General features: G+C 43.5%; 17 protein-coding genes and 1 pseudogene. 14 read left to right on the forward strand and 4 right to left on the reverse strand.

Annotated features, from left to right (window positions below):
- Position 1 precedes the first annotated feature (1 nt).
- From G614_RS0103840 to G614_RS34220, 14 genes and pseudogenes are all read left to right on the forward strand, one after another.
- The gene (locus G614_RS0103840; RefSeq protein WP_049948042.1) at positions 2 to 679 is read left to right on the forward strand and encodes a hypothetical protein; all 678 of its coding nucleotides are present in this window, start codon (positions 2 to 4) and stop codon (positions 677 to 679) included.
- Between the two features lie 733 nt (positions 680 to 1,412).
- On the forward strand, positions 1,413 to 2,465 hold the full coding sequence (locus tag G614_RS0103845) for a Fic family protein (protein WP_027640876.1): 1,053 nt from the start codon (positions 1,413 to 1,415) through the stop codon (positions 2,463 to 2,465).
- A 1,219-nt stretch (positions 2,466 to 3,684) separates the two neighbouring features.
- Positions 3,685 to 4,308, forward strand: a complete 624-nt coding sequence (locus tag G614_RS0103855) for a hypothetical protein (RefSeq protein ID WP_027640878.1) — start codon at positions 3,685 to 3,687, stop codon at positions 4,306 to 4,308.
- 361 nt (positions 4,309 to 4,669) lie between these two features.
- On the forward strand, positions 4,670 to 6,313 hold the full coding sequence (locus G614_RS0103860; protein WP_027640879.1) for a diguanylate cyclase: 1,644 nt from the start codon (positions 4,670 to 4,672) through the stop codon (positions 6,311 to 6,313).
- An 18-nt stretch (positions 6,314 to 6,331) separates the two neighbouring features.
- Positions 6,332 to 6,694, forward strand: coding sequence for an Hpt domain-containing protein (locus G614_RS0103865; RefSeq protein WP_027640880.1), 363 nt, complete (start codon positions 6,332 to 6,334; stop codon positions 6,692 to 6,694).
- 210 nt (positions 6,695 to 6,904) lie between these two features.
- Positions 6,905 to 8,392 carry a GntR family transcriptional regulator gene (locus G614_RS0103870; protein ID WP_027640881.1) on the forward strand — a complete coding sequence of 496 codons (1,488 nt, stop codon included), beginning with the start codon at positions 6,905 to 6,907 and terminating at the stop codon, positions 8,390 to 8,392.
- A 229-nt stretch (positions 8,393 to 8,621) separates the two neighbouring features.
- Positions 8,622 to 9,440, forward strand: a complete 819-nt coding sequence (locus G614_RS0103875) for a flagellin (protein ID WP_027640882.1) — start codon at positions 8,622 to 8,624, stop codon at positions 9,438 to 9,440.
- A gap of 712 nt (positions 9,441 to 10,152) precedes the next feature.
- Positions 10,153 to 11,184, forward strand: a complete 1,032-nt coding sequence (locus G614_RS31065) for a hypothetical protein (RefSeq protein ID WP_155245018.1) — start codon at positions 10,153 to 10,155, stop codon at positions 11,182 to 11,184.
- A complete protein-coding gene (locus tag G614_RS0103885; RefSeq protein WP_027640883.1) occupies positions 11,111 to 11,833 on the forward strand; it encodes an IspD/TarI family cytidylyltransferase in 723 nt (240 codons plus the stop codon). Before G614_RS31065 ends, G614_RS0103885 begins: the two co-directional genes overlap by 74 nt.
- Positions 11,830 to 12,873 carry an NAD-dependent epimerase/dehydratase family protein gene (locus G614_RS0103890; RefSeq protein WP_027640884.1) on the forward strand — a complete coding sequence of 348 codons (1,044 nt, stop codon included), beginning with the start codon at positions 11,830 to 11,832 and terminating at the stop codon, positions 12,871 to 12,873. Before G614_RS0103885 ends, G614_RS0103890 begins: the two co-directional genes overlap by 4 nt.
- 17 nt (positions 12,874 to 12,890) lie before the next feature.
- A complete protein-coding gene (locus tag G614_RS26720) occupies positions 12,891 to 14,870 on the forward strand; it encodes a CDP-glycerol glycerophosphotransferase family protein (RefSeq protein WP_044917392.1) in 1,980 nt (659 codons plus the stop codon).
- A 25-nt stretch (positions 14,871 to 14,895) separates the two neighbouring features.
- On the forward strand, positions 14,896 to 16,773 hold the full coding sequence (locus tag G614_RS0103900) for a polysaccharide pyruvyl transferase family protein (RefSeq protein ID WP_027640885.1): 1,878 nt from the start codon (positions 14,896 to 14,898) through the stop codon (positions 16,771 to 16,773).
- Between the two features lie 17 nt (positions 16,774 to 16,790).
- Positions 16,791 to 18,122 carry a glycosyltransferase gene (locus G614_RS0103905; RefSeq protein ID WP_044917393.1) on the forward strand — a complete coding sequence of 444 codons (1,332 nt, stop codon included), beginning with the start codon at positions 16,791 to 16,793 and terminating at the stop codon, positions 18,120 to 18,122.
- A 118-nt stretch (positions 18,123 to 18,240) separates the two neighbouring features.
- Positions 18,241 to 18,483 (forward strand): annotated as a pseudogene (locus tag G614_RS34220) (transposase); the annotation flags it as partial.
- Here G614_RS34220 and G614_RS26725 read toward each other — a convergent pair.
- From G614_RS26725 to G614_RS0103925, 4 genes are read right to left on the reverse strand one after another with little or no spacing between them, the layout of a single operon-like run.
- Positions 18,380 to 19,360: a C39 family peptidase gene (locus G614_RS26725; RefSeq protein WP_049948044.1), complete on the reverse strand. Its 981-nt coding sequence runs from the start codon at positions 19,358 to 19,360 to the stop codon at positions 18,380 to 18,382. The pseudogene G614_RS34220 and the gene G614_RS26725 overlap by 104 nt on opposite strands.
- 7 nt (positions 19,361 to 19,367) lie before the next feature.
- Positions 19,368 to 20,444 carry a protein-glutamate methylesterase/protein-glutamine glutaminase gene (locus G614_RS0103915; protein WP_027640887.1) on the reverse strand — a complete coding sequence of 359 codons (1,077 nt, stop codon included), beginning with the start codon at positions 20,442 to 20,444 and terminating at the stop codon, positions 19,368 to 19,370.
- A 32-nt stretch (positions 20,445 to 20,476) separates the two neighbouring features.
- The gene (locus tag G614_RS0103920; protein ID WP_027640888.1) at positions 20,477 to 21,292 is read right to left on the reverse strand and encodes a CheR family methyltransferase; all 816 of its coding nucleotides are present in this window, start codon (positions 21,290 to 21,292) and stop codon (positions 20,477 to 20,479) included.
- A gap of 28 nt (positions 21,293 to 21,320) precedes the next feature.
- Positions 21,321 to 21,800 carry a chemotaxis protein CheW gene (locus G614_RS0103925; RefSeq protein WP_027640889.1) on the reverse strand — a complete coding sequence of 160 codons (480 nt, stop codon included), beginning with the start codon at positions 21,798 to 21,800 and terminating at the stop codon, positions 21,321 to 21,323.
- Between the last annotated feature and the right edge of the window lie 6 nt (positions 21,801 to 21,806).

Consider the following 21,806-nt stretch of genomic DNA (forward strand, 5'->3'; position numbering starts at 1 on the left):
AATACAGCACGTTAAGATAGATAATATGAAGGAGATGCCGAATTTAATTTGCGGTAATGTTGCCGTAGGTAGGAACTATAATTCGACGCATGACAGTGTGGCACGGGATGCGGATGGGAAACAGTTTGATGTAGAAATTCAGCAGGATAATGAAGGGGCGTCTCCGAAGAGAGCCAGATACCATAGCGGCTTGATGGATATGAACACCTTGAATGCCGGACAGGATTTTGATGAGCTGCCAGAATCCCATGTGATTTTCATTACAAGGGACGATGCGCTTGGATATGGCCTTCCGATTTACCACATTGGAAGAAAAATCGAAGAGGTCGGAGAGAATTTTAAGGATGAGGCGTATATTATATATGTGAATTCCAGCAGGCAGGATGACACAGTATTGGGGCGTCTGATGCATGATTTTTACTGTAAAGATGCGGAGGATATCCACAGTGAAATCCTGGCAAAGCGTGTGTATGAATTGAAAGAGACTCAGGAAGGAGTTGATACTATGTGCCGTGAGATGGATCAGATTTACAAGGAAGGCGAGATGAAAGCAAAAAAGGAAACTGCTATCAATATGAAGAAAAAAGGTTACTCTGATAGCACCATTGCCGACCTACTGGAGGTAGGTTTGAATATTGTTCAGCAGTGGGTATCTGGAGTTGTGAGCTTGGCAAAATAAGAATTCTAGCCCTCTGTGAGGAACGAAAGTAAGTAGGTAATCATCCGTACCTTGATTTTTCAAAATAAGCCGCCCCAAAAGGGCGGCTCAAATTTATGGGCTTTAGCCTGTTGAGTATGTCGGAGTTTTTGGTGTTCCGAAAAATGGAGACATGCGAAACTAAAAACCACCCGCTTTGCGGGTGCGAGTCAAGATGTTATACAAAATCACCTTTCCGATTTATGATAGAGGTGCGACACCGTAAATCGATTGATGGAATGTACGTGATTCACAATTGGATTGTAATGTAGATTTAATGTACAATTTACCATATCAAGAGTCGGAAGATCCATTAGACGATATTAATTGTTGCTTTGGGACTGGAATAAATTGTATTGATTTATACCATCTAAATATATTTCCGGGTACAAGGATGTATAAATGGATGCATGAAAAAGAACTTTTAAGTAAATATTATTCAATTTCTCGACAAAATGATTTTTATCAAGCATACCAACAATTAATTAATGATTCATGTATTAATTTTTGCATGTCAAACACGATTTCTCAGCGGCAAAAAGGGACTTTTTTATCTCATGTATATTTCACTTTCTCCCGAAACATAATATGGTTTGGGAGATTTTTCTCCCGATGTCTTGACTTATATCCCAAATATAAGTATGATTCGGGAGAAAGGAATGCAAAGTGGGAGGAAAATCTGAAGTTGCTATTATAGCAAGCGAGGTGTTTGGATATGAAAGTTTTTGATTATTCGGTACTGAAAGATAAAAAATGGGATAGCGAGGTACTTGGTCTTGTGGCACAGATACATGAGTATAAAGGCCGACAGGAGCAATATTTGAGGCAGAAACCAGACGAACTGTATAAGCTGGTGGTAATTGCAAAAGTGCAAAGTACTGAGGCATCGAATGAGATTGAAGGAATCAGGACGACGAACACACGACTGCGCCAGCTTGTGGCAGACAAGACAACACCCAAAAACCGGGACGAAGAAGAGATAATGGGATATTGTGATGTGTTGAACACAATTCATGAAAGTTATGAATACATTCCCATTCGTCCGGTTTATATTCTGCAGATGCACCGGGATTTGTTTGGCTATTCAGAAAGAGACATTGGTGGAAAGTTCAAGAATACGCAGAATTATATCAGTGCAACGGATGCTGATGGGAATTCGTTTGTTCTGTTTACTCCGCTGGCACCGTGGGAAACGGAACCTGCAATCGACAGTATTTGTGAAAATTTCAACCGCCTTGCGGATACAAAAGAAATTGATTCACTGATATTGATTCCGGTCTTTATTCATGATTTTCTTTGTATACACCCATTCAATGATGGAAATGGGCGTATGAGCCGGCTGCTTACGACATTGCTCTTGTACCGATCGGGTTATGTGATTGGAAAATATATTTCTCTGGAAAGCAAGATTGCAAAGAATAAAGGCCTGTATTACGATGCCCTTGAGAAATGCCAGAAAGGATGGCATGAAAATCAGGAAGATGTGACTCCGTTTATCAAGTATCTGCTTCAAACGATACTCGCAGCATATAGAGATTTTGAGGATCGTGTAGATATTGTGAGCGAAAAACTTTCTGCCCTTGAAGTGGTGCGCCGTGCAGTATATGGGAAGATAGGTAAATTCACCAAGAGTGACATTATGGAGATGTGCCCAACGCTCGGAAAGACATCTGTGGAAAGCTCAATTAAAAAACTGGTAGACAGTGGGGCGTTGGTAAAACATGGATCGGGACGCAGTACGTTCTATACAAGGAGCGATGCGAAGTAAAAGTATTGTGCCCACTGTCAGTTCCAGACAGGACGATGCTGAAGAAACACTTTTCATCAGTTCAGAAGGAACAGATATGATGTTTTGTGATTCCGCTTCTTCAGGAAGATTCTCAAGACATGCCATTTGAACCTGTCTGAATCGATAATATTCTGATCCGCCCATTCACGAAGCCGATATTGTCGCGCAACGTGCCTGGCGCATATCCTGCGCTGCCTCAAAGGCAGTATGGAAAATGAACCGGAGCGCAGCTGGAGAGAAGGATACATTCTGTCCGTACGCATGGAAGAGTATATGGAGAGTCATCTTTTATTTCTCCATGACAGCCGTTCCGCCAACCAACAATACAGCCGAGAGAATGCTTAGAGCCTTTAAAAGGAAGCAGGTGCAGGCCATGTCATTCCGGAGTTTCGAAACCATCGATTATCTCTGTCAGTGCATGAGCATGCTAGTTAGAATGCGCCAAAATGAAGATGGGACTCTGTATGACAGAGTCGCCCGGATATTTGGCTGAAGAGAACCGATGGTTTGGACTGAGTTCAGTCTACACCATCGGTTCTTTTATGGCAAGCCGACCTGTGAACAGTAACATAAAATGCCCCTCTGTCGGAGAGCGCATTCGCAGCTACCGCGGATGACCATTTTCCAGATACCGTTTCAGGAATGCTTCCTGATTCAGGGTATACTAAACTGCTTCCCCTATCTTAGAGAATCTGTCTACCGCATCCTTCAGGGTATGTAGCCACTCGAAGAAAGCCTCTAAAAGCGGCTTTGCCTGCTTTTGACACTCTTCATATCTTTCTTCCGTTGATTTGTCGCGGTTCAGCTACCACAGACTGGCTCTGTATTCGATAGAAAACTGCTTTCTGAAACAAAGGAAAATCTATATGATATCCAGCGAATTTCGGCTTTTTGCGCATTGACCGGGCAAGGCGCGATATCTTCAACCCGAGTACCGCACCGACTTCGCCCAGTGATACGCTTGTCACGAGCTGGGCATAAACTATTGTATAAAAGAGATGTAATTCCCTTATCTTTTATTCAAAATTGCCGATATAAATTAAAAAGATAAGTTTCCATGAGGTTAGAAGGAGGAGATTGTACAAAGTTGTCAACATAATAACAGTTTTCCCAGTTCCCCGCGATTAAAAAACATAACAGAAAAATAGGTCCAGGCAATCTCATAATATTTTTGTGCCTGAGAGAAAGGAGATTAAACATGCAAGTTAATGTAAATCAGGATACAGCCATCAAACAATATACACAGACAGTTCAGAATATGGAAAAAATATCAACAGCTGCAGCCGAGACAGCATATATGAAAGAAACGGTTTCCGGCGTTCAGAAGCAGGATACGGATCGTGCTGAATTTAACAAGGATATGGCGGTCACCAGCAAGATGAGCGATTCGGAGAGAGCCTCTCTTGTACAGAGTTTAAAAGTGGATTTGGACAATCAAATGTCCCGTTTTACCAATATGATGATGAAGACCTTCCAGAAGCAGGGGATTACAGCCAATCAGGCAAATGGAAATGATTTCTGGAAGATGATAGCGAGCGGTAACTTTACAGTGGACTCACAGACCAGGGCAGAGGCCCAGGAGGCAATTTCGGAGAACGGATATTGGGGAGTGTCGCAGACTTCTCAGAGAATCTTTGATTTCGCGTACGCTCTTGCGGGAGATGATGTAGATAAAATGAAGGAGATGCAGGCAGCTGTGGAAAAGGGGTTTCAACAGGCCGGAGCGGCATGGGGAGGTGAACTGCCGTCTATTTGCGGCAATACACATACAGCGGTCACAAAGCTGTTTGATGATTATTATGCGCAGCGGGGAGAAGTATAGTTCAACATTGTATTTTGAAAACTAATCCGGGGAGCTATCATAAAGCCTGATTTTTATTCGCAATCAGGAACAGGGATGGCAAAGCGGTATTGTGGATTTACCGCCTTGCCATCCCTTTGAATTTTGAATCGCCGGCAGGAGCTTTCACTTGGTATTTAATTTCAACCAATCCCTCTTCTCAATGTAACCTAAAACATGTTAGTTGTATACCGGCTCACATGAAATTGATTGCAGAGACCCTTGACGAGGCAGCAGTTCCCGGGAAGTATCTGGCCTTATAAGATGCGCAGCTTGATTTCATTACGTATGAATGTATATTTATAATCAAACCGTAAAATTATTTTTGAAGAGATTAAGGCATATGGAAAAACAAAAAATTTTAATTGTGGACGATTCAGAGATGAACCGTGACCTATTGATAGATATTCTGGAAGATCAATATGATATTGTAGAAACTGATAACGGTGCGGAGGCGGTTGCGCTTCTCTCGCAGCAGAGAACGGATTTCTCACTCCTGCTTCTGGATATTATGATGCCTGAAATGGATGGATTTGAAGTATTAACCTACATAAACAAATACCATTGGAATGATACATTCGCTGTTATTATGATTTCTGCTGATGATTCTCCCGCGAATATAAAACGCGCCTACGACTTGGGGGCTTTTGACTATATCAGCCGTCCCTTTGATCCGACAATTGTCCAGCGCCGAATTTCTAATACGATGTTTTTATATGCGCGGCAGCAGCGGCTTGAAAAAATTATCGCAGAACAATTCTATGAACAGGAAAAAAATAATAGGCTGATGATCTCAATCCTGTCTCATATTGTGGAATTCCGCAATGGAGAGAGCGGTTTGCATGTACTGCATGTGAATATCATTACGAAATATCTGCTGAAACAGCTGGTTCAGCGGACAGACCAGTATCCTTTGTCTAAATCTGATATAACTTTAATAAGTACTGCTTCATCGCTGCATGATATTGGAAAAATCTCAATTTCAGATACGATATTGAATAAGCCGGGACGCCTTACAGCAGAGGAGTTTGAAGTGATAAAAACGCACTCGGCAATCGGCGCCAAAATGCTGATGGAATTGCCAATGGAGCAGCAGGAGGCGCCGCTTGTCAAAGTGGCTTTTGAAATCTGCCGGTGGCATCATGAAAGATATGACGGCAATGGTTATCCGGATGGACTAAAGGGCGAAGAAATTCCCATTGCTGCCCAGGTGGTTGCTTTGGCCGATGTATATGATGCTCTGATCAGCAAGAGGTGCTATAAGAAAGCATATTCACATGATGAAGCATTGAAAATGATTTTAGAAGGTCAATGCGGGGCCTTTAATCCTGTTCTTTTACTGTGCCTGCAGGAAATTTCGGATACACTTAAACATGAGTTGACGTTTGCCTCGCCTGAAAAAGAGACTAAAAACATTCAGGATATGAGAAGTAAAATAGACTATGACAGGCTGTTTTCCAGGGAAAAATACACTGTCTTGTCCCGCAAACAGCGGCACCTGCAGTTATTATATATTGATTCCTTAACCAATGTCTTCAATCGCCGTTATTATGACGAGCATTTTCAAGGTGAAGAAAATATCCAGGCTATCGTTATGATAGATGTAGATAACTTTAAGCACATTAATGACACGTATGGACACAATGTAGGCGATATCGTGCTCCAAGGCATTGCCCAGACTGTTTTATCATGTGTACGAAAGACAGACGCCGTGATCCGTTATGGCGGTGATGAATTTGTAATTATATTTAACAGTATACCTGCTGAGGTTTTTGAACAAAAGCTGGAGCTAATAAGACACTCTGTTGATATCCTGGTGATGGACGGATATCCCAAAATACATATGTCTGTAAGCATAGGAGGAGCATATGGAATGGGAATAACAAAGGAACTGTTTAAAGTTGCAGACAGTATGATGTATCAGGCAAAAATCACAAAAAACCAAGTGGCAATACGTTTTCTTGACAAAGAAGCAGACGACATCTAAAAGGGAGGAAATATAATTATGGATTTAAGAGATTGCTATAATAGTTTTGGCGGTGATTTTGATGAGGTGCTTGGCAGATTGCGGCGTGAACAGACTGTCCAGAAATTTGTTTATAAATTTCTGGATGATAAAAGTTTTGATCTGTTTCAAGCGGCTATGGGGGATAGGGATTATGGAGAGGCGCTTCGGGCTGTTCATACACTCAAAGGTATCTGCCAGAATCTTTCGTTTGACAGGTTATATGCAAGCAGCAGCCTTGTGACAAAGGCATTAAAAGAAAACGATTTTAATAAAGCCGTTGATATGATGCCCCAATTATCAAATGATTATTACCAAATAATTAATATGGTTAAAGAATATAAAAGGTCCAGGGAGGAATAACAATACAATAGGGAGCAGGTTGTGCCATGAGTGCGGATGCTATAAAAAAATAAGAGTAGGGGATTTCCTATTCTTATTTTTTGAGTTCCTTCGGAACTTATGTCCCTACTATTGTACAGGTATACAAATAGCTGGATATTTTTGGCCGATGACAGCCTGGAAGGCATTGGATATAATAAAAACAACTTATAAACTAGGAGGAGATAAACCATGGTTCCACAAACGACCAAGTTTTCTTATGTGTATGATGAATTAAAACAGAGAATAACAGATGGTCAGATATTGCCCGGAAGCCGCCTTCCGTCTTCCAGACGGCTGTGCGACGAATTTCAGGTAAGCCTGTATACAATTAACAACGTATTAGAGGCATTAAAGGAGGAGGGCCTGATTGAAAACCAGCCCCGCCTTGCCCCGCGGGTTCTTTTAAGAAAGGATATGCCTCAGTCAGAGAATATGGTGCTGAGTATATTAAAACAGAGGGATAGTATCATACAGCTATATCAAACTTTAGTTTACATAATGCCACCGCTTTTGACATTTGCATCCCAAGGCTGCGACTTGGAGATAATGCCTCATTACGGGCAGGCAGCAGAAGCGGCAAAGGCAGGTATGGCTGCCGGTGGGTGGCGTCCGCCTTCCGCTTTAAACAGAGATATTCTGAAATCAGGGGGAAGCCCTTTGATCGGAGATCTCTATTCAACATTTGAACTCCACAGTAAACTCACGTTTTTTACAGAGAAATGTTCTTATTTTACGGAAATCTTTTTACAGGACAATATATTTGGGGCAGGCGCTCTCATGGATATTTTGAAAGGAAAGGATTCCTCTGTAAAATACAGGCAATTAACAGCCTTATATCAAAGGCTTTCGGATTCCATTTCCGGTACCATGAAATATCTGGCAGGCACTGTGCCTCAATGTCCAAGTCAATCCCCAGTACCGTTTTCATGGAATCCCACACGGGGACAGGACTACTGTTACGCCAGGATCGTCAGTGATTTAAACCGGAAAATCGTCAGCGGATTTTATCCGCCGGGAACATATCTTCCCTATGAAAAGCAATTAGCCAACCAGTACAGCGTATCCGTATCCACAGTCAGAAAAGCATTGGCTGAGCTGGAACAAAGAGGTTATGTAAAAAAGATGAATGCAAAGGGAACCATAGTTACGGAACCGGATGATTCCAGGGTAAGCCAGCTGCTTCCGAATCCAAGACGCACAAAGGAGGCGCTGCGCTATCTCAACGCGCTTCAATTGCTCACATTGGTAATTCATCCGGCCGCGCTGCTTGCAGCTGAGCAGTTTACAGAAAAAGAGATAAAGGAATTAACTGAAAGGTTCAGCCGGACCGGTTCTGTTTATTTAATCGATATGTTTGAGGCTGTTTTAAAACATATTGAGTTAGAGCCTATGCGTGTTATACTGACTGAAGCGTTCCGGCTTACTGAATGGGGGTACTATATTACGTATTATACGAAAAAAAGACGGAGCATTTTAACGCTCAATAATTTGGTTCTCACAGCACATCAGCATCTGTGCAGGGGAAATAAAGATGCTTTTGCAGACAGTATGGAAGATTGCTACCGTCATGTTTTGGAACGCGCCAAAAAGATTATGGTAGAAGAGTATATATTTTACGGGGCGGTTTATATCCGGATCCCGGAAAGATCCAGGATGGTCTGGGGATGGCCTTCATAATTGCTGATATTTTGCCATTTGTCTGTGCGGAAAGTTAAAACAGCAGGCTATTTTTATGAAATATAATAAAAAAATCCTTATGAAAGTAGAAAAACAGCCGATATTATATCATGTAAGGGAAAATAATTACCCTTCCAGCTGTGTTCTAAAACGGGCCCATGAAGAACACCAAAGCCGGTACATGGAGGTTTCGGCAAGTATAGAGAACAATTCAAGGAGGAAATTTTTTATGATAATTCAGCACAACATATCCGCAATTAATTCTTACAGAAATTTAGGCACAAATCAGAGCTCCCTGAACAAGAACCTGGAGAAGCTGTCTTCCGGTTATAAGATTAACCGCGCAGGCGACGACGCAGCCGGTCTGGCTATTTCCGAGCAGATGAGATCCCAGATTAATGGTCTGAATCAGGCTGCGGTTAACGCAAATGATGCAATCGGTCTGATCAAGACAGCAGAAGGCGCCCTGACCGAGGTACACTCCATGCTTCAGCGTATGGTGACTCTGGCTACCCAGTCTGCAAACGGTACTTACAACTCTGTTGCGAGAAACAATATCCAGACTGAGTTTGATAAGCTGAATGAAGAGATTAACCGTATTGCAGAGTATACGGACTTTAACGGGGTTAAGCCGATTGCTTCAAGTGGCAGCACCGGCGATATGACATTCCAGATTGGTCCGACAAAGGCAGAAACTATTTTAGTTAAGGCAAGCGCAATGGATTCTGCAACACTTGGCGTTAAGGATGCTAAGGTATCAGAACAGAGTGACGCAAGCGATGCTCTTGCAAAAATTAATAGCGCTATTGATAAGGTCTCCACTTACCGTGCGCACCTTGGTGCTTCCCAGAACCGTCTGGAGCATACCATTAACAACCTGAAGGTTACTTCTGAGAATATCACAGATGCGGAGAGCCGTATCCGCGATACTGATATGGCGGATGAGATTACAGCGTTCACAAAGAACAATGTTCTGCTTCAGGCTGCACAGTCCATGCTGTCCCAGTCCAATGCTGTTCCGCAGAATGTTTTGAGTCTGCTCCGGTAATCAGCAGTACATATAGTAACCCGTTTTATTGCGGGATATTTAGGAAAAGCCATTTGAAAGCCGATGCTTTAAATGGCTTTTCCTGTATCGGAAAGAGTTTTATGATATGACCTATTTATAGAATAAAAACAGCAGGATAATGCAAATGAGAAAATATAAGAAAAAAGAAATACTCCATACAGTGGAAACTCTATTGAATGCTAATGATGCAATCAGGAAAACCATTAAGTCTGATCCTTCAACAACCCTGGATACGCTGGCTGCCTGCCAGGAATTAGGGATTCTCATAGGCACATATCTTGAGTCCTTAGGCGGAAGATGCGGACATATGGTCCGGCTTCTGGAAGAATACTGCGAACATATATATCAGGTAAGCGCAAATATTTCAGATGAGGGTTTGTATAAAGGGCTGTTGGAAAGAATCCGGGTTCAATTGACAGAGCTTGAACAGGATGTATGGATTGAAGTGCCGGATGACAGAAAGGAGATTGTTTTTCTGCCGTACAAGGTGAGTATGTGGGATTCCCTTGAAAGCATCTGGAGAGCGGCGGATGAGGACAAGGATGTGGATGCTGTTGTAATCCCCATACCATATTATAGTAAAAATCCGGACGGCAGCTTTAAGGAAGAACACTATGAAGGAGACCGCTATCCTTCTTATGTACCTGTGGTGGATTACAGAGATTATAATTTCCAGGAGAAACGTCCGGACGTGATATTCATCCACAATCCTTATGATGCCTTTAACCGGGTGACAAGTATACCCCCCTTTTTTTACTCGGACCATTTAAAAGAATATACAGATAAATTGGTATATGTTCCATATTATGTTGTGCCCTGGTCTATTCCGGAGCACTTTGTTCTGACTCCGGGGGTGATTTCTGCAGATATCATATTTGTTCAAAGTGAACCCATAAAAAAGCAGTATGTGAAACTTCTTGAAACAAATCTGTACCATGGGGAAAGCAGGCGTCTGGAGAAAAAAATTGCTGCCCTTGGTTCTCCCAAAACAGACAAATTGCTTCTGGAAATAAAGAACCGTGCAGAAATGCCGGAAACATGGAAACAGAGGATTGGAAACAGGAGAGTTATATTTTTTAATACAAATGTCAGCCTGATTTTAAATAACGGAGCACACTTTATTGATAATCTATACCGCATTTTTCATGTCTTTGCAGCGCACAGGGACAAATTCGTTTTGCTGTGGAGGGAGCATCCTCTAACCATGGAGACTTTACACTCCATGCACCCTGAACTTCTCGTAAGCTATCTGAAGCTGAAAAAGGAGTTTGAGGAATGGGAACTGGGTATATTGGATGAAAGTGAAGAACCTCATTTGGCAATGGCTGTGTCTGATTGTTATTTTGGAGCGGGCGGTTCACTTGTGACCATCTATTCAGTTACAGGAAAACCAATGATGCTCACAGCCTACCATTATCCGGAAGAATTGCTGGAAAACGAGATAACAAAGGAAGAATTTTATGGCTCGTTGGAGCACAGGCCTTATTATAAGGAAAAGAATATAAATGCCCTCAGCCTGTTTCTTGAAAATTATGAAGAAATTGCGGGTTTTAGAGACCATAGGCTGGAAGTGATCTCGAAGCACCTGGCAAATTTGGATGGAACAGTGGGAAGCAAAATATATCAACATGTAATAAATGAGGTGGATTATGAATTACGCGATTATTCTGGCAGGAGGGAACGGAGTCAGATTTCAGGGAGATGTGCCGAAGCAGTTTATTGAGATGACAGGATATCCAATGTTGGTGTACTCTCTGAGAACAGCCCAGGAAAACAGGAACGTGGATGTAATTTGCGTCTGCGCACCTGCCAAATACCATGAAAAAATTAAAGAGTGGGCCTTCAAATATGGAATAACAAAGATGCTTATTTTGGCAGAATCCGGAAAAGAACGCTATGAATCCGTGTATAACGGGATTATGGCCCTTCCGGCTAAAGCAAGGGATACGGTTATTATTATGACGGCTGTATGTCCTTTTGTATCTCAAAAAACAATGGACAAATTGTATGAGCAGATATCATTATATGACGCCAGCATTACGGTTATTAAAGCAACAGATGCTATTACTTTCAGCAACAATGGGAAGATGGTAAACAGGACGCTGCAAAAGAAAAAACTATTTGTGCAGCAGGGACCGCAGATATACCGGTATGCAGTATTAAAACAGGCACATCAATCTTATCTGCAGGACGAGCAGAGGGTGGAAGTAAATGAGGACAGTGAACTTGTTTTGAATCTTGGCGTAGAATGCAGCATGGTTATGGGGGATCGGTTCTGTATCAAAGTTACATATCCGGAGGATCTTGCCATAGCAGAAGCATTATATCCGCTGTTTATAGAACAGGAAAAATTGTATGGAGGCGGGGAATGAACAGGATTCTGGAAGAAGACGCATTGACGATTGCGCAGACGCCTATTAATTGGCAAAAATTTCATAACAAAACCATCCTGATTGCCGGAGCCAACGGATATGTCCCCCAGCATTTTGTACACGGGTTTATGATGAGAAACAAAATGTCTAATGAAAACATCCATGTCATTGCCCTGTGCAGGAATGAGAATAAGGCAAGAGAACGCTTTGGGGAATATTTTGGCAGAGATGATTTTACGTTATTGATTGGAGATGTTCTGGAAGAGATAAGAATTGAAAAGAAAATTGATTTTATCATTGACGCTGCAAGCCCGGCCGGAGTGAAAATCAGCAATGAAGATCCGGTTGCCACTTTTGAGACAAATGTGTTTGGCTGCAGCAACCTGCTGAAGCTTGCACAGCATCATCATGCAGAATTTCTTTACCTTTCCAGTGTTGATATTTATGGGAGATCCCATCAGGAGAGATTTGCAGAGGATGAGACCGGAATACTGGATTCCCTTGATGTGAGAAATGTATATGCAGTGGCAAAGCGGGCTGCTGAAAATTTATGCGTCTGCTATGGCCGGAGAGGTTCTGTTTGTAAAATTGTAAGGCCCGGACAGATAATGGGATGCGGAATTGCATTGGATGACGGAAGGCTTCACATAGATTTTATATCCCAGATGCTGAAATCAGATAAGATTGTCCTTAAAGGGGATGGGACACCGGTAAGGACATTTATATATATGACAGACGCCATTGCCGGGATGCTTTATGTGATGACGGAGGGAGAGAACGCCGAGGCATACAATATATGCACGGAAATGGGCGAAGCTTCTGTCCTGGAACTGGCACAGACCATGGCAGGACAGGTAAAAGGGAAATCAATTCAGGTGGACTTTAACCGGGAAACAAGAAAAAACGATCCGGCAGTAAAGCATGCGGTTTCAAGAGTCTGCACAAGCTCTAACAAATTAAGCAGTCTTGGGTGGAGCGAGCAGGTATCACTGGAGGAGGCCTGCCGGCGGATGATGACGTATTACGGGATTCCATTATAATTGAGAGGTGCTTTTAAATGCTGTTTGTGTTTATGTCACAGCCGGATTTTGCATGCAATCCACATGCTCTCTGGGAATATGTGAAAGATAATACAAATCATGAGACGGCCTGGCTGGTAAAAAGGGATAAAAAGTATTATGAACTGTTAAGAAGAGGCATCAGGTGTGCTGTTTACGATACTGTGGAGGGAAATGCTTTATTAAAGGAAGCAGATTATGTCATTATGAATTCCTACACCTTTGAGCGCCTGCCAAAACGTGAAAACCAGATATTTGTCAATCTTTGGCATGGAAGTGGAATTAAGGCCCACGATTTCTACAATCATGATATGGACCCGGAATATGCAAAAAAACTGGCAGAGTTTTTTGAAAAAATAGATTTGATGTGTGTACATAGCCTGGACGACCGTTTTAAGCTTTCGGCCCAGCTTCATTTTGATTTGCGGAAATGCTATGTTACAGGCCAGGCGCGCCTGGACAGTGTCAAAAAGGCACAGGGATATGGGAAGATGGAAAAAATGTTTGGGAGCAGGATAAGAAACTATAAGCGGTATATCTTTTTCGCTCCCTCATTTCGGGCCAACAGCAGCAGCCATTCCGGAACGATTTTTTCAGACAACCTTTTTCGCCTGAAGGATTTTGAAAAAGAAGGGTTTGCTGATTTTTTAAAGGAAAACCAGGCGGCTTTTATATATAAACTTCATCCGATTGAACAAACGGCTTTTTCAGGAAGGAAATTTTCTCTTGGCCCGGATTGCTTTGAATTAACGGATGATCTGCTGTTTGAGAATGATACGCGATATTGTGATCTGCTTAATGTATTTGACGTCATGGTCAGCGATTACTCATCCATAGCATACGATTATCTTCTGCTGAACAGGCCCATTGTATATCTTATTCCGGATTATGAGGAATATGTATCTGAGAGAGGCTTTGTATTCCATAATATAGATATGTTTATGCCCGGTGAAAAAGTTCTTTATTTTAAGGATATGCTGTCCGCTTTGGAGGAAGCGTTTAATAATCCGGGAAAATATGAAAAGGAACGGGAAAGTGTGCTGGCATACAGGTTTGACTTTAAGGATGACCAGTCAGCCAGGCGCTGTTATGAGACAATTACAAATTACAGAGGGCTGCCGGGGGAAGAGGAAAAAGCAGAGGAAATCACTTTGTTAAGATACCCCTCCTCAGCGGAACTTTTAAAAAAGTATGTGCCGGAAACATATGAAATCATTGATTCAACAAAACCTGTTTCAAAAGAGCAGCAGCTGGAGGCAGTTGGTAAAAATCCAGCTCAAAGATATCTGTATATCACAGAAGAGATACCTGGAAAATTACGAAGATTAACAGGCCGATCCTCTGCTGAGATTGAGGATATTGCCTATTATTACGGCATAACTGAATGCGCCAATGTGACGGTTTGCAATATTACCGGCGGAGTGGATTACCCAATGTTTTCATCATATTCTCACAGTGCAAAATATATGGGTGGGCGGAAACGAATTGGATTTGCCGGGGTAATAGATAACAGGATTTATTTTGCAATGGTGCAGTGTATCTGTGAGGTGTTTTCTGACTGTGATGTTATATTTGCAGGGGAGGTTTTTGGAACATATCCTGTATGGATGCACGGGTTTGATAATCTTCATTATATACCGGCGTCTTATGAAGAACTTCCATCAATGATACAATCCTTTGATATAGGGATTCTTCCTTTTTTTGGAAGACATGCGAATACGGTTCCAAAGGAATATTTTCAATACCTTGCCTGCGGAAAGCAGGTAGTTGCATCTGATATGGGCCGTCTTCCGGATTCTCCAGCCCTGTACAAAAGCGCTTCTGTAGATGAAGCCATTCAAAACATAAGGATTGCCCTTACGCGCACAGAGGATGAGGGGATTAAGGAATGTGCAAAAAGTCTTGCGTCAGGATATGATTGGAAAAAAATTGCTCAAGAGCTGCAGGAAAAGCGATCCATGGCGGATACGTTGCCATAGCGGAAAGGGATGAATGGAATAGCTTATGGAAAACAAAAAACTGAATATCCTCCTGGCAGAGTACATCAACCGCAATTTAGGGGATACCGTGATTGCGGAGTGTACAAAGTATTTTGTAGAAAAAGCCCTGCAAAATGAGGGGATCCAAAACTATATAATTCACGATTATAACATGTACCAGGAAGATATGGAATATGTTAAAAATGCTGATGTGGTTATTTTTGCCGGCGGCGGATTGATCAAATACAGGAGAGAGAAATTTTATCAGTATGTTCCGGACATTATCAGGATTGCGTCGGAAAATAATATTCCTGTTTTTATTAACTGTACCGGGGTCGAGGGATATGATGAAAGGGATGAAAGATGCCGGCGTCTTAAAATAGCGGTCAATGATGCCTGCGTTAAGGGAATTACGGTTCGTGATGATTACCAGACCTTTATAAAGCATTATCTGGAGACGGAAAAAGAGTGGATTGGACAGGTTCCGGATCCCGCTGCATTTTGTTCAGAGGTTTATGGTATTTCCGGAAATCCGAATACGGATAAAATAGGGCTTGGAATAGCACGTGACGGATTGTTTTTTGATTATGGCCATCAGAATATTACCAGAGAGTTTCTTCTGGATTTTTGGAAACAGGTGATATTCAGGCTGGAGGAATTAGGGTATCAGTGGGAGATATTTAACAATGGCCTGCATTCAGATTACGAATTTGGATTAGATGTTCTGGAATATGCCGGTGTGGAAAATAAAAAATATTTTATCAGAAAACGTCCGGCAGAGGGCGCGGAGCTGGTGCGGATCATATCAGATTATAAGGGAATCATCGCAACAAGGCTGCATACCAATATCATAGCCTATTCCATGGGATGTCCCAGCATAGGATTGGTGTGGAATGATAAGCTGGCACAATGGGGGGCTGGAATTGGGCATCCGGAACGGTTTGTGGAAGCTGACCGCATGGAGGCACTGGATGTGGTTTCGCGCCTTAAAAGGGCTATGAGTGAAAAGCATAAAAAACGGGGGGGGGGGGACGATGAAATCCTGAATTCTTTGGGAGGATTCCTGAAAAAATACGGCTTTCATACGGAAAGGCAGAAACAGGGGGAGGAAACAAAGATTGGAAAAAAGGATTGGAAACGTATTCTCACAGCAGCAGCTTTAGGAGGAAAAAACAGCCAGTTTGCAGGGATGAATTCTCCGGATACCGTTTTGGAAAAATATAACAGTGGCTTTCGTCTGTTTGAAACAGATCTAAAATTGACCTCGGACAAGAAACTGGTATGCGTCAATGGCTGGACAAAAAATACTCTGAGAAAGCTGGGACAGCCGGCGTCTGAGCAGCAGGGTTTTGCCAATGGTATGAAATATGAGCAGTTTATAGGTTCAAGCTATTATGATGGGCATTATAGGACCATGGACTGGGATATGCTGGTTTCTTATATAACAGAATTAGAGGATGCGCATTTTATTTTGGATATCAGAAATAGTACCAATGAGCAGATGATACAGATTAAAAATATCATAAACAGGGACTTGATGAAAAATACTTTTCTGCGGAGGCGTCTGATCCTTAGGATTATGAAACGGGAGGAATATGACATAATCAGGGACATGGGTCTGGAAATTATGTACGACATTCCGTCAAAGGCAGAAATGATGGATCTGTCAATCAATGATCAGGATATTGAAAGCATGTGCAGGAATGAGGAGATTAGCTGGATTTCAATCCGGCGCAGCTTATGCTGTCCAGAGCTGGTGAAAAAAATAAAAGCATATGGAAAAAAGACTGGTCTGTTTTCCTGTAATAAGGTGTCAGAAATAAAAGAGTGGCTGCTTCTGGGAGTGGATATTATTGGAACGGATTATCTGGACGTCTGCAGGCTGGATGATTTATTGAATTAAAACAAGGGGGAAAGGACATGCGTTTGTCACAGTGCATGATTGTAAAAAATGAGGAGCGTAATATAGAAAGGGCGCTGCGCTGGGGAAAGGGAGTTGTCTGGGAGCAGATTGTGGTAGACACAGGAAGTACGGACAGGACAGTGGAGCTGGCGGAGAAAATGGGGGCAAAGGTATTTTATTTTGAGTGGCAGGATGATTTTTCAGCTGCCAAGAACTTTGCCATCAGCAAAGCTTCCGGAGACTGGATCGCGTTTTTAGATGCAGATGAATATTTCCCTTTGGAGGAGACCAAAAAGCTGATTCCTCTTTTGGAGCGTTTTGACAAAAAGGAGTACTACGCGGTAATGACCTCATGGCTTCAGGTACGGGAGGATGAAAGCATATTTGCCGGAGGAAGTCAGGCACGGCTTTTTAAAAAGACTGAGGGGCTGGCCTACCGGTACCGGATTCATGAGGAGCTTTCCTTTCGTGGGGAGGGAATACTGCCCTATACGGCTGACGCAACGGACCTGCTTGCAATCTATCATACAGGATATGCGGGCAGTGACGTATATAACAAAGAAAAAGGGGAGCGGAATATAAGGCTGCTTCTAATGGAATTAAAAGAACACCCTGATAATTATCATCTGATGGGCTATCTTGGGGATTCCTATTTGACGGGAAAGGAATCCAAAAAGGCAAAGGAGTGGTACTACAAGGCCGTTGATCTGATGCCGGAAAAACTCAGCAGGCATGATATCATAAGCGCAATGGCTTTTTGGAAACTTATGATAATCCTTGTTGAGGAGGACGATGAAAAAGCGCTTCTTGAAATATATGAAAAGGCAGCGCGGCTCCTGCCGGAGGAAAGCGATTTTGACTTTATCGTGGGCAGGTTTTATGCGCAGAAAAATGAATTTAAAAAAGCCGCCTTTCATCTGAAAAAATGCCTTTCATTGCTCGAAACCCATGGGAACGCCAATTGTGGGATGGTGGTCACCGGGGATCTTCCGGGAGCCTGGGAGCTGCTTGCCTCGTGCTGTTACCAGACAGGGGATTTGGGAGAATGCGTTAAGTACTGTACCGCTCTTTTGAAAGCAGATCCACATATTCCGTCCGCCCTGGTGCTGCTTTTGCGCGCGTTTCTAAAAGAGGATGGGGGCAGCCGGGAAAATGCGGAACAGGTGGCTGCTTTTTTGGAGAGGTTATACAATATGGACCAGCTGAAGGACCGTCTCCTTCTAATGCGCGCTGCCAGAGAGGCAGGATACGGCAGGCTGGAAGAATTGATAAGGCAGAAGTGTTCCGGCATAGAGCTGCAGTGTTTTGATAAAGCAATGGAACAGCATGGAAAGAAGGCTGAAACCTAAAAAGTCAGCCCCCGGAAGGAAGGCTGACTGCCCAAAGGGGAGCCCCGCTGTCGCGGCTCTGCTTTAATCAAAAAGAGGGTTTAATTCCCCGCAGCTTGCTGCGTAACAAACTTTTTCAATCATCCAAATAGTGAAGAGCATCATAGCCCGGGAGGTGTTCGCGAAATGTCCACAAGTGAAGAAAAAATTGTGGGGAGGAGAATTCTGGACAGATGGCTATTACGTAGCAACGGTGAGTGAACATGGGAATGAGCAAATCATAAGTAGATATGTGAAAGAACAGGGACAGGAAAAAAATTATAAAACAATCTATAAAAACGTAGAGAAAACAAAGCAGTATAGCATATGGGATTATATGTAGAGGTTGCAACCTTCGATACCCCGCAGCTTGCTGCGGGGTAGTTCATTTCAGACAGAAGCTGGGAAAGCTTCCATTCCTTTGTGCTGTTTGCATAGCTGTTGGGATCAGCTATACGGACATTTCCATTTTCCAGAATCTGGGTAATTATAATAAAATGTCCGTTTTGGGTAAGGGAGCCTTTGCCCATAAGAGCTATTAAAATTGAACCTTCTTTCAGCAAATCTGACACATGCTCTTGGGAGCGCTCCGTCACGCTTTGTACATTTAGGCCATATGCGGTCAGCGAACCTGTAATGAGACTGTGATATGAACCCTGACCGCGGGCGTAAAATCCATTGGATTTTGCCCACGCAGCGGCTTCAGGCGGCGTAAGGCTTGCAGGAGAAAAGCTGGAGATGACCATGGCCGCGGCAGTGGGGCCGCAGCCGTGGGAACGCATGGGATCGCTGCCTCCGTATAAATAATCCGCCCACCGGCTGTCTCCCTGATTGTAATAAATCATAGGGCCCATAGCGCTGTCCATAATATAATAATATGCGGTCTCATCCTGTTCTGCCGTAAGGTATGTATCAAAATCTTTTATTTCTCCCAGTTCCCCGGAGGAAATAAGCTCCTCCAATCCTTTTTTGGAATCATCTCCCGCTGAGGATAGCTTTGGGGAAGATGCCATGCGGGGATCCGCCTCCGTTTCGATGAATGCCTGCTCTGGACGTGCCAAAAGCTCCTTTGGCAGAGAGACAGCCCTTGAAAGAAGGCTGGGATAAGCCCATACTAAAATACTGGCGCACAGCGTGAGGGCGGAAAGAGCAATGCCGGCTGTCAAAATATGCTGGAGAGATAAATGCAGTGCCGGTAGTTTCTTTTTTGCGCGTTTCATGGCCTGTCTATGATGTCATCCCGGATTTTACGGTCAGACGGTTCATCACTATTTGAGGAATGGAGCTTAAGTTTGCCTGGACGCATACGGCCCCTATTTTATGCGCTTCCATTGGCATCCCATAGACAACGCAGGATTCCCGGTCCTGTCCGATGGTAAAGGCCCCGTTTTTCCTCATGCGCAGAAGTCCGGCGGCCCCATCGGCCCCCATGCCTGTAAGCAGGATGCCCATGGCGTTTTCCTTTGCCGTGTAGGCCACTGAATCAAAAAGCACGTCCACAGAGGGCCGGTGCCCGCTTACCTTTTCACCGTTCACACATTGTACCGCATAACCGGTCCCCATCCGTACTACGCGCATCTGCCTGCCGCCAGGAGCCAGCAGCACAAGGTTAGGCTGAATCCGTTCTCCGCCCTGAGCTTCCTTTACCGTAAGGCGGCACTGCCGGTTTAAGCGCTCCGCGTACATGGATGTAAAACCTTCCGGCATGTGCTGGGTAACCACAATACCCGGCATGTTGGCAGGAAAGCGGGTCAGGATCTCAAGAATGGCCTCGGTCCCTCCTGTGGAGGCCCCGATGGCGATGATTATGCCGTTGCCTGAACCTGACCTTACAGGATGAAAAAAGCCGCGGCCTTTTGCCTGGCTAAGAGGCCGCACCTCTGTTTTTTTTGTATCTTCCGGAATGCGCACATGGAAATTGGAGGCAAACATAAGCTTGGAAGATAACCTTGTCAAAAAGGCTTCTTTTTCAGCAGAGCTTCCCATATCCGGTTTTTTTACATAATCCACGGCTCCGGCAGCAAGGGCATCGATTACCTTTATACTTAAAGAAGATACAAGAATAACAGGAACCGGATGGAGTGGAAGCAGTTTCTTTAAAAAATCAATGCCGGACATCCCCGGCATCTCAATGTCCAGCGTAAGTATATCAGGCTTTAACAGCGGGATTTTCCGCTGGGCGTCAAAGGCGTCCACCGCGTGGCCCACAATCTCAAAGCGGTCGTTTTTTGACAAGGAGCTTATGAGCCAGCTTCTGTAGACCGCGGAGTCGTCAACTATCATCAAACGTATTTTTTTATCCATAAACAAGATCCCTTCTTTCTGCATCACGCGGATTATAGGCAGCGGCGGTAAATTGCGGGAACGATATAATTATAGGGACAGTTTTCTTTGCCTAAGCTTTCTGAATGGCCGATAAAAAGATAGCCGCCCGGTACGGTAGCCTGATAAAAGCGCCGGACCAGGGCATCCTTTGTGGGCATATCAAAATAAATCATAACATTCCGGCAGAAGATAATATCAAAAGGCCGCTTGAACTGAATCGGAGCCATCAGATTAAAAGGGCGGAAAATAACATTCTCACGGATAGCCGGCGCAATGGTATAGGAGCCGCTGCCATCCTTTATAAAATATCTGTGCTTCCATGAGGAGGGGACGCGGGCCAGGCTTTCTTCATGGTAAGAGGGATGTTGGGCGGTATCCAGGATATTCTGTGAAATATCTGTGGCCAAGATACGGGTATCCCAGGCAGAAGCCTGGGAACCGAAATAATCCTTCAGATACATGGAAATGGTATATGGCTCTTCTCCTGAGGAACAGCCCGCGCTCCAGATGGAAAGCACTTTATCATGGGCATGCTTTTTAGCCAGGTCAGGGAGCACTGTTTGATACAGATAATTAAAATGCTCTTCTTCACGCATAAAATATGTATAGTTAGTGGTGAGCTTATTTAGCATATCCGTAACCATTTCAGGTTTTCGGGAAGATACCAGGTCATCAACATACCTGGTAAAATCCGTGTACCCCATCTTTGCAAGGGTATTGGAAAGCCTGCTTATAATCAGCTGCTTTTTTTTGGACAAGTCAATCCCATAATGTTTTTGGATATAAACATACATCCGATGAAAATCCGCTTCACTCAGGCTGATCATAAAAAATCAATCCTCCTCTCGTAGTATTTCAGCACGGATCGTTAATAAGGGCTTTGCAGTCAAAGGACATAAGGACACGCCCGTCTTCCAGGGTTACCATGCCGTCTAAAAGCTTCTGCTGCCGCTTTACAGGAATGGAGCGGACATTTGCCAGGTCAATATCAATTACCTGCTGCACGGAATCCACAATGATTCCCAAAGAAAGGGAGTCCACCTGGAGAACAATGATGCAGGTCTGGCGGGTGAATTCCATTTCCTCATGACCCATGTAAAGGCGGATATCGACAACTGGAAGTATCTGTCCCCGAAGGTTTAAAATCCCCTTAATAAACGAAGGTATCATGGGAATCGGAGTGATGGAGTGGCCGTTTATGATTTCGATGACATAATTTGTACTCATGAACAGAGAAAGGGCTCCGGACTCAAAAACAAGACAGCGCTCAACAGACGGACTTCCTGTCTGAATTTCAGGCTGCTTCTCTGCTTGATTTTCAATGTGATTGGACATGACACA

The sequence above is a fragment of the [Clostridium] clostridioforme AGR2157 genome, assembly GCF_000424325.1.
In the GTDB taxonomy this organism is placed as follows: Bacteria; Bacillota; Clostridia; order Lachnospirales; family Lachnospiraceae; genus Enterocloster; species Enterocloster clostridioformis_A.

Excerpts from the sequence above, each read along its gene's own strand:
- G614_RS0103855 (WP_027640878.1), top strand. The coding sequence starts at position 3,685 with ATGCAAGTTAATGTAAATCAGGATACAGCCATCAAACAATATACACAG.
- G614_RS0103860 (WP_027640879.1), top strand. The coding sequence starts at position 4,670 with ATGGAAAAACAAAAAATTTTAATTGTGGACGATTCAGAGATGAACCGT.
- G614_RS26725 (WP_049948044.1), bottom strand. The coding sequence starts at position 19,360 with ATGAAACGCGCAAAAAAGAAACTACCGGCACTGCATTTATCTCTCCAG.
- G614_RS0103865 (WP_027640880.1), top strand. The coding sequence starts at position 6,332 with ATGGATTTAAGAGATTGCTATAATAGTTTTGGCGGTGATTTTGATGAG.
- G614_RS0103845 (WP_027640876.1), top strand. The coding sequence starts at position 1,413 with ATGAAAGTTTTTGATTATTCGGTACTGAAAGATAAAAAATGGGATAGC.
- G614_RS0103890 (WP_027640884.1), top strand. The coding sequence starts at position 11,830 with ATGAACAGGATTCTGGAAGAAGACGCATTGACGATTGCGCAGACGCCT.
- G614_RS26720 (WP_044917392.1), top strand. The coding sequence starts at position 12,891 with ATGCTGTTTGTGTTTATGTCACAGCCGGATTTTGCATGCAATCCACAT.
- G614_RS0103900 (WP_027640885.1), top strand. The coding sequence starts at position 14,896 with ATGGAAAACAAAAAACTGAATATCCTCCTGGCAGAGTACATCAACCGC.
- G614_RS0103920 (WP_027640888.1), bottom strand. The coding sequence starts at position 21,292 with ATGATCAGCCTGAGTGAAGCGGATTTTCATCGGATGTATGTTTATATC.
- G614_RS0103905 (WP_044917393.1), top strand. The coding sequence starts at position 16,791 with ATGCGTTTGTCACAGTGCATGATTGTAAAAAATGAGGAGCGTAATATA.
- G614_RS0103870 (WP_027640881.1), top strand. The coding sequence starts at position 6,905 with ATGGTTCCACAAACGACCAAGTTTTCTTATGTGTATGATGAATTAAAA.
- G614_RS0103925 (WP_027640889.1), bottom strand. The coding sequence starts at position 21,800 with ATGTCCAATCACATTGAAAATCAAGCAGAGAAGCAGCCTGAAATTCAG.
- G614_RS0103915 (WP_027640887.1), bottom strand. The coding sequence starts at position 20,444 with ATGGATAAAAAAATACGTTTGATGATAGTTGACGACTCCGCGGTCTAC.
- G614_RS0103875 (WP_027640882.1), top strand. The coding sequence starts at position 8,622 with ATGATAATTCAGCACAACATATCCGCAATTAATTCTTACAGAAATTTA.
- G614_RS0103885 (WP_027640883.1), top strand. The coding sequence starts at position 11,111 with ATGAATTACGCGATTATTCTGGCAGGAGGGAACGGAGTCAGATTTCAG.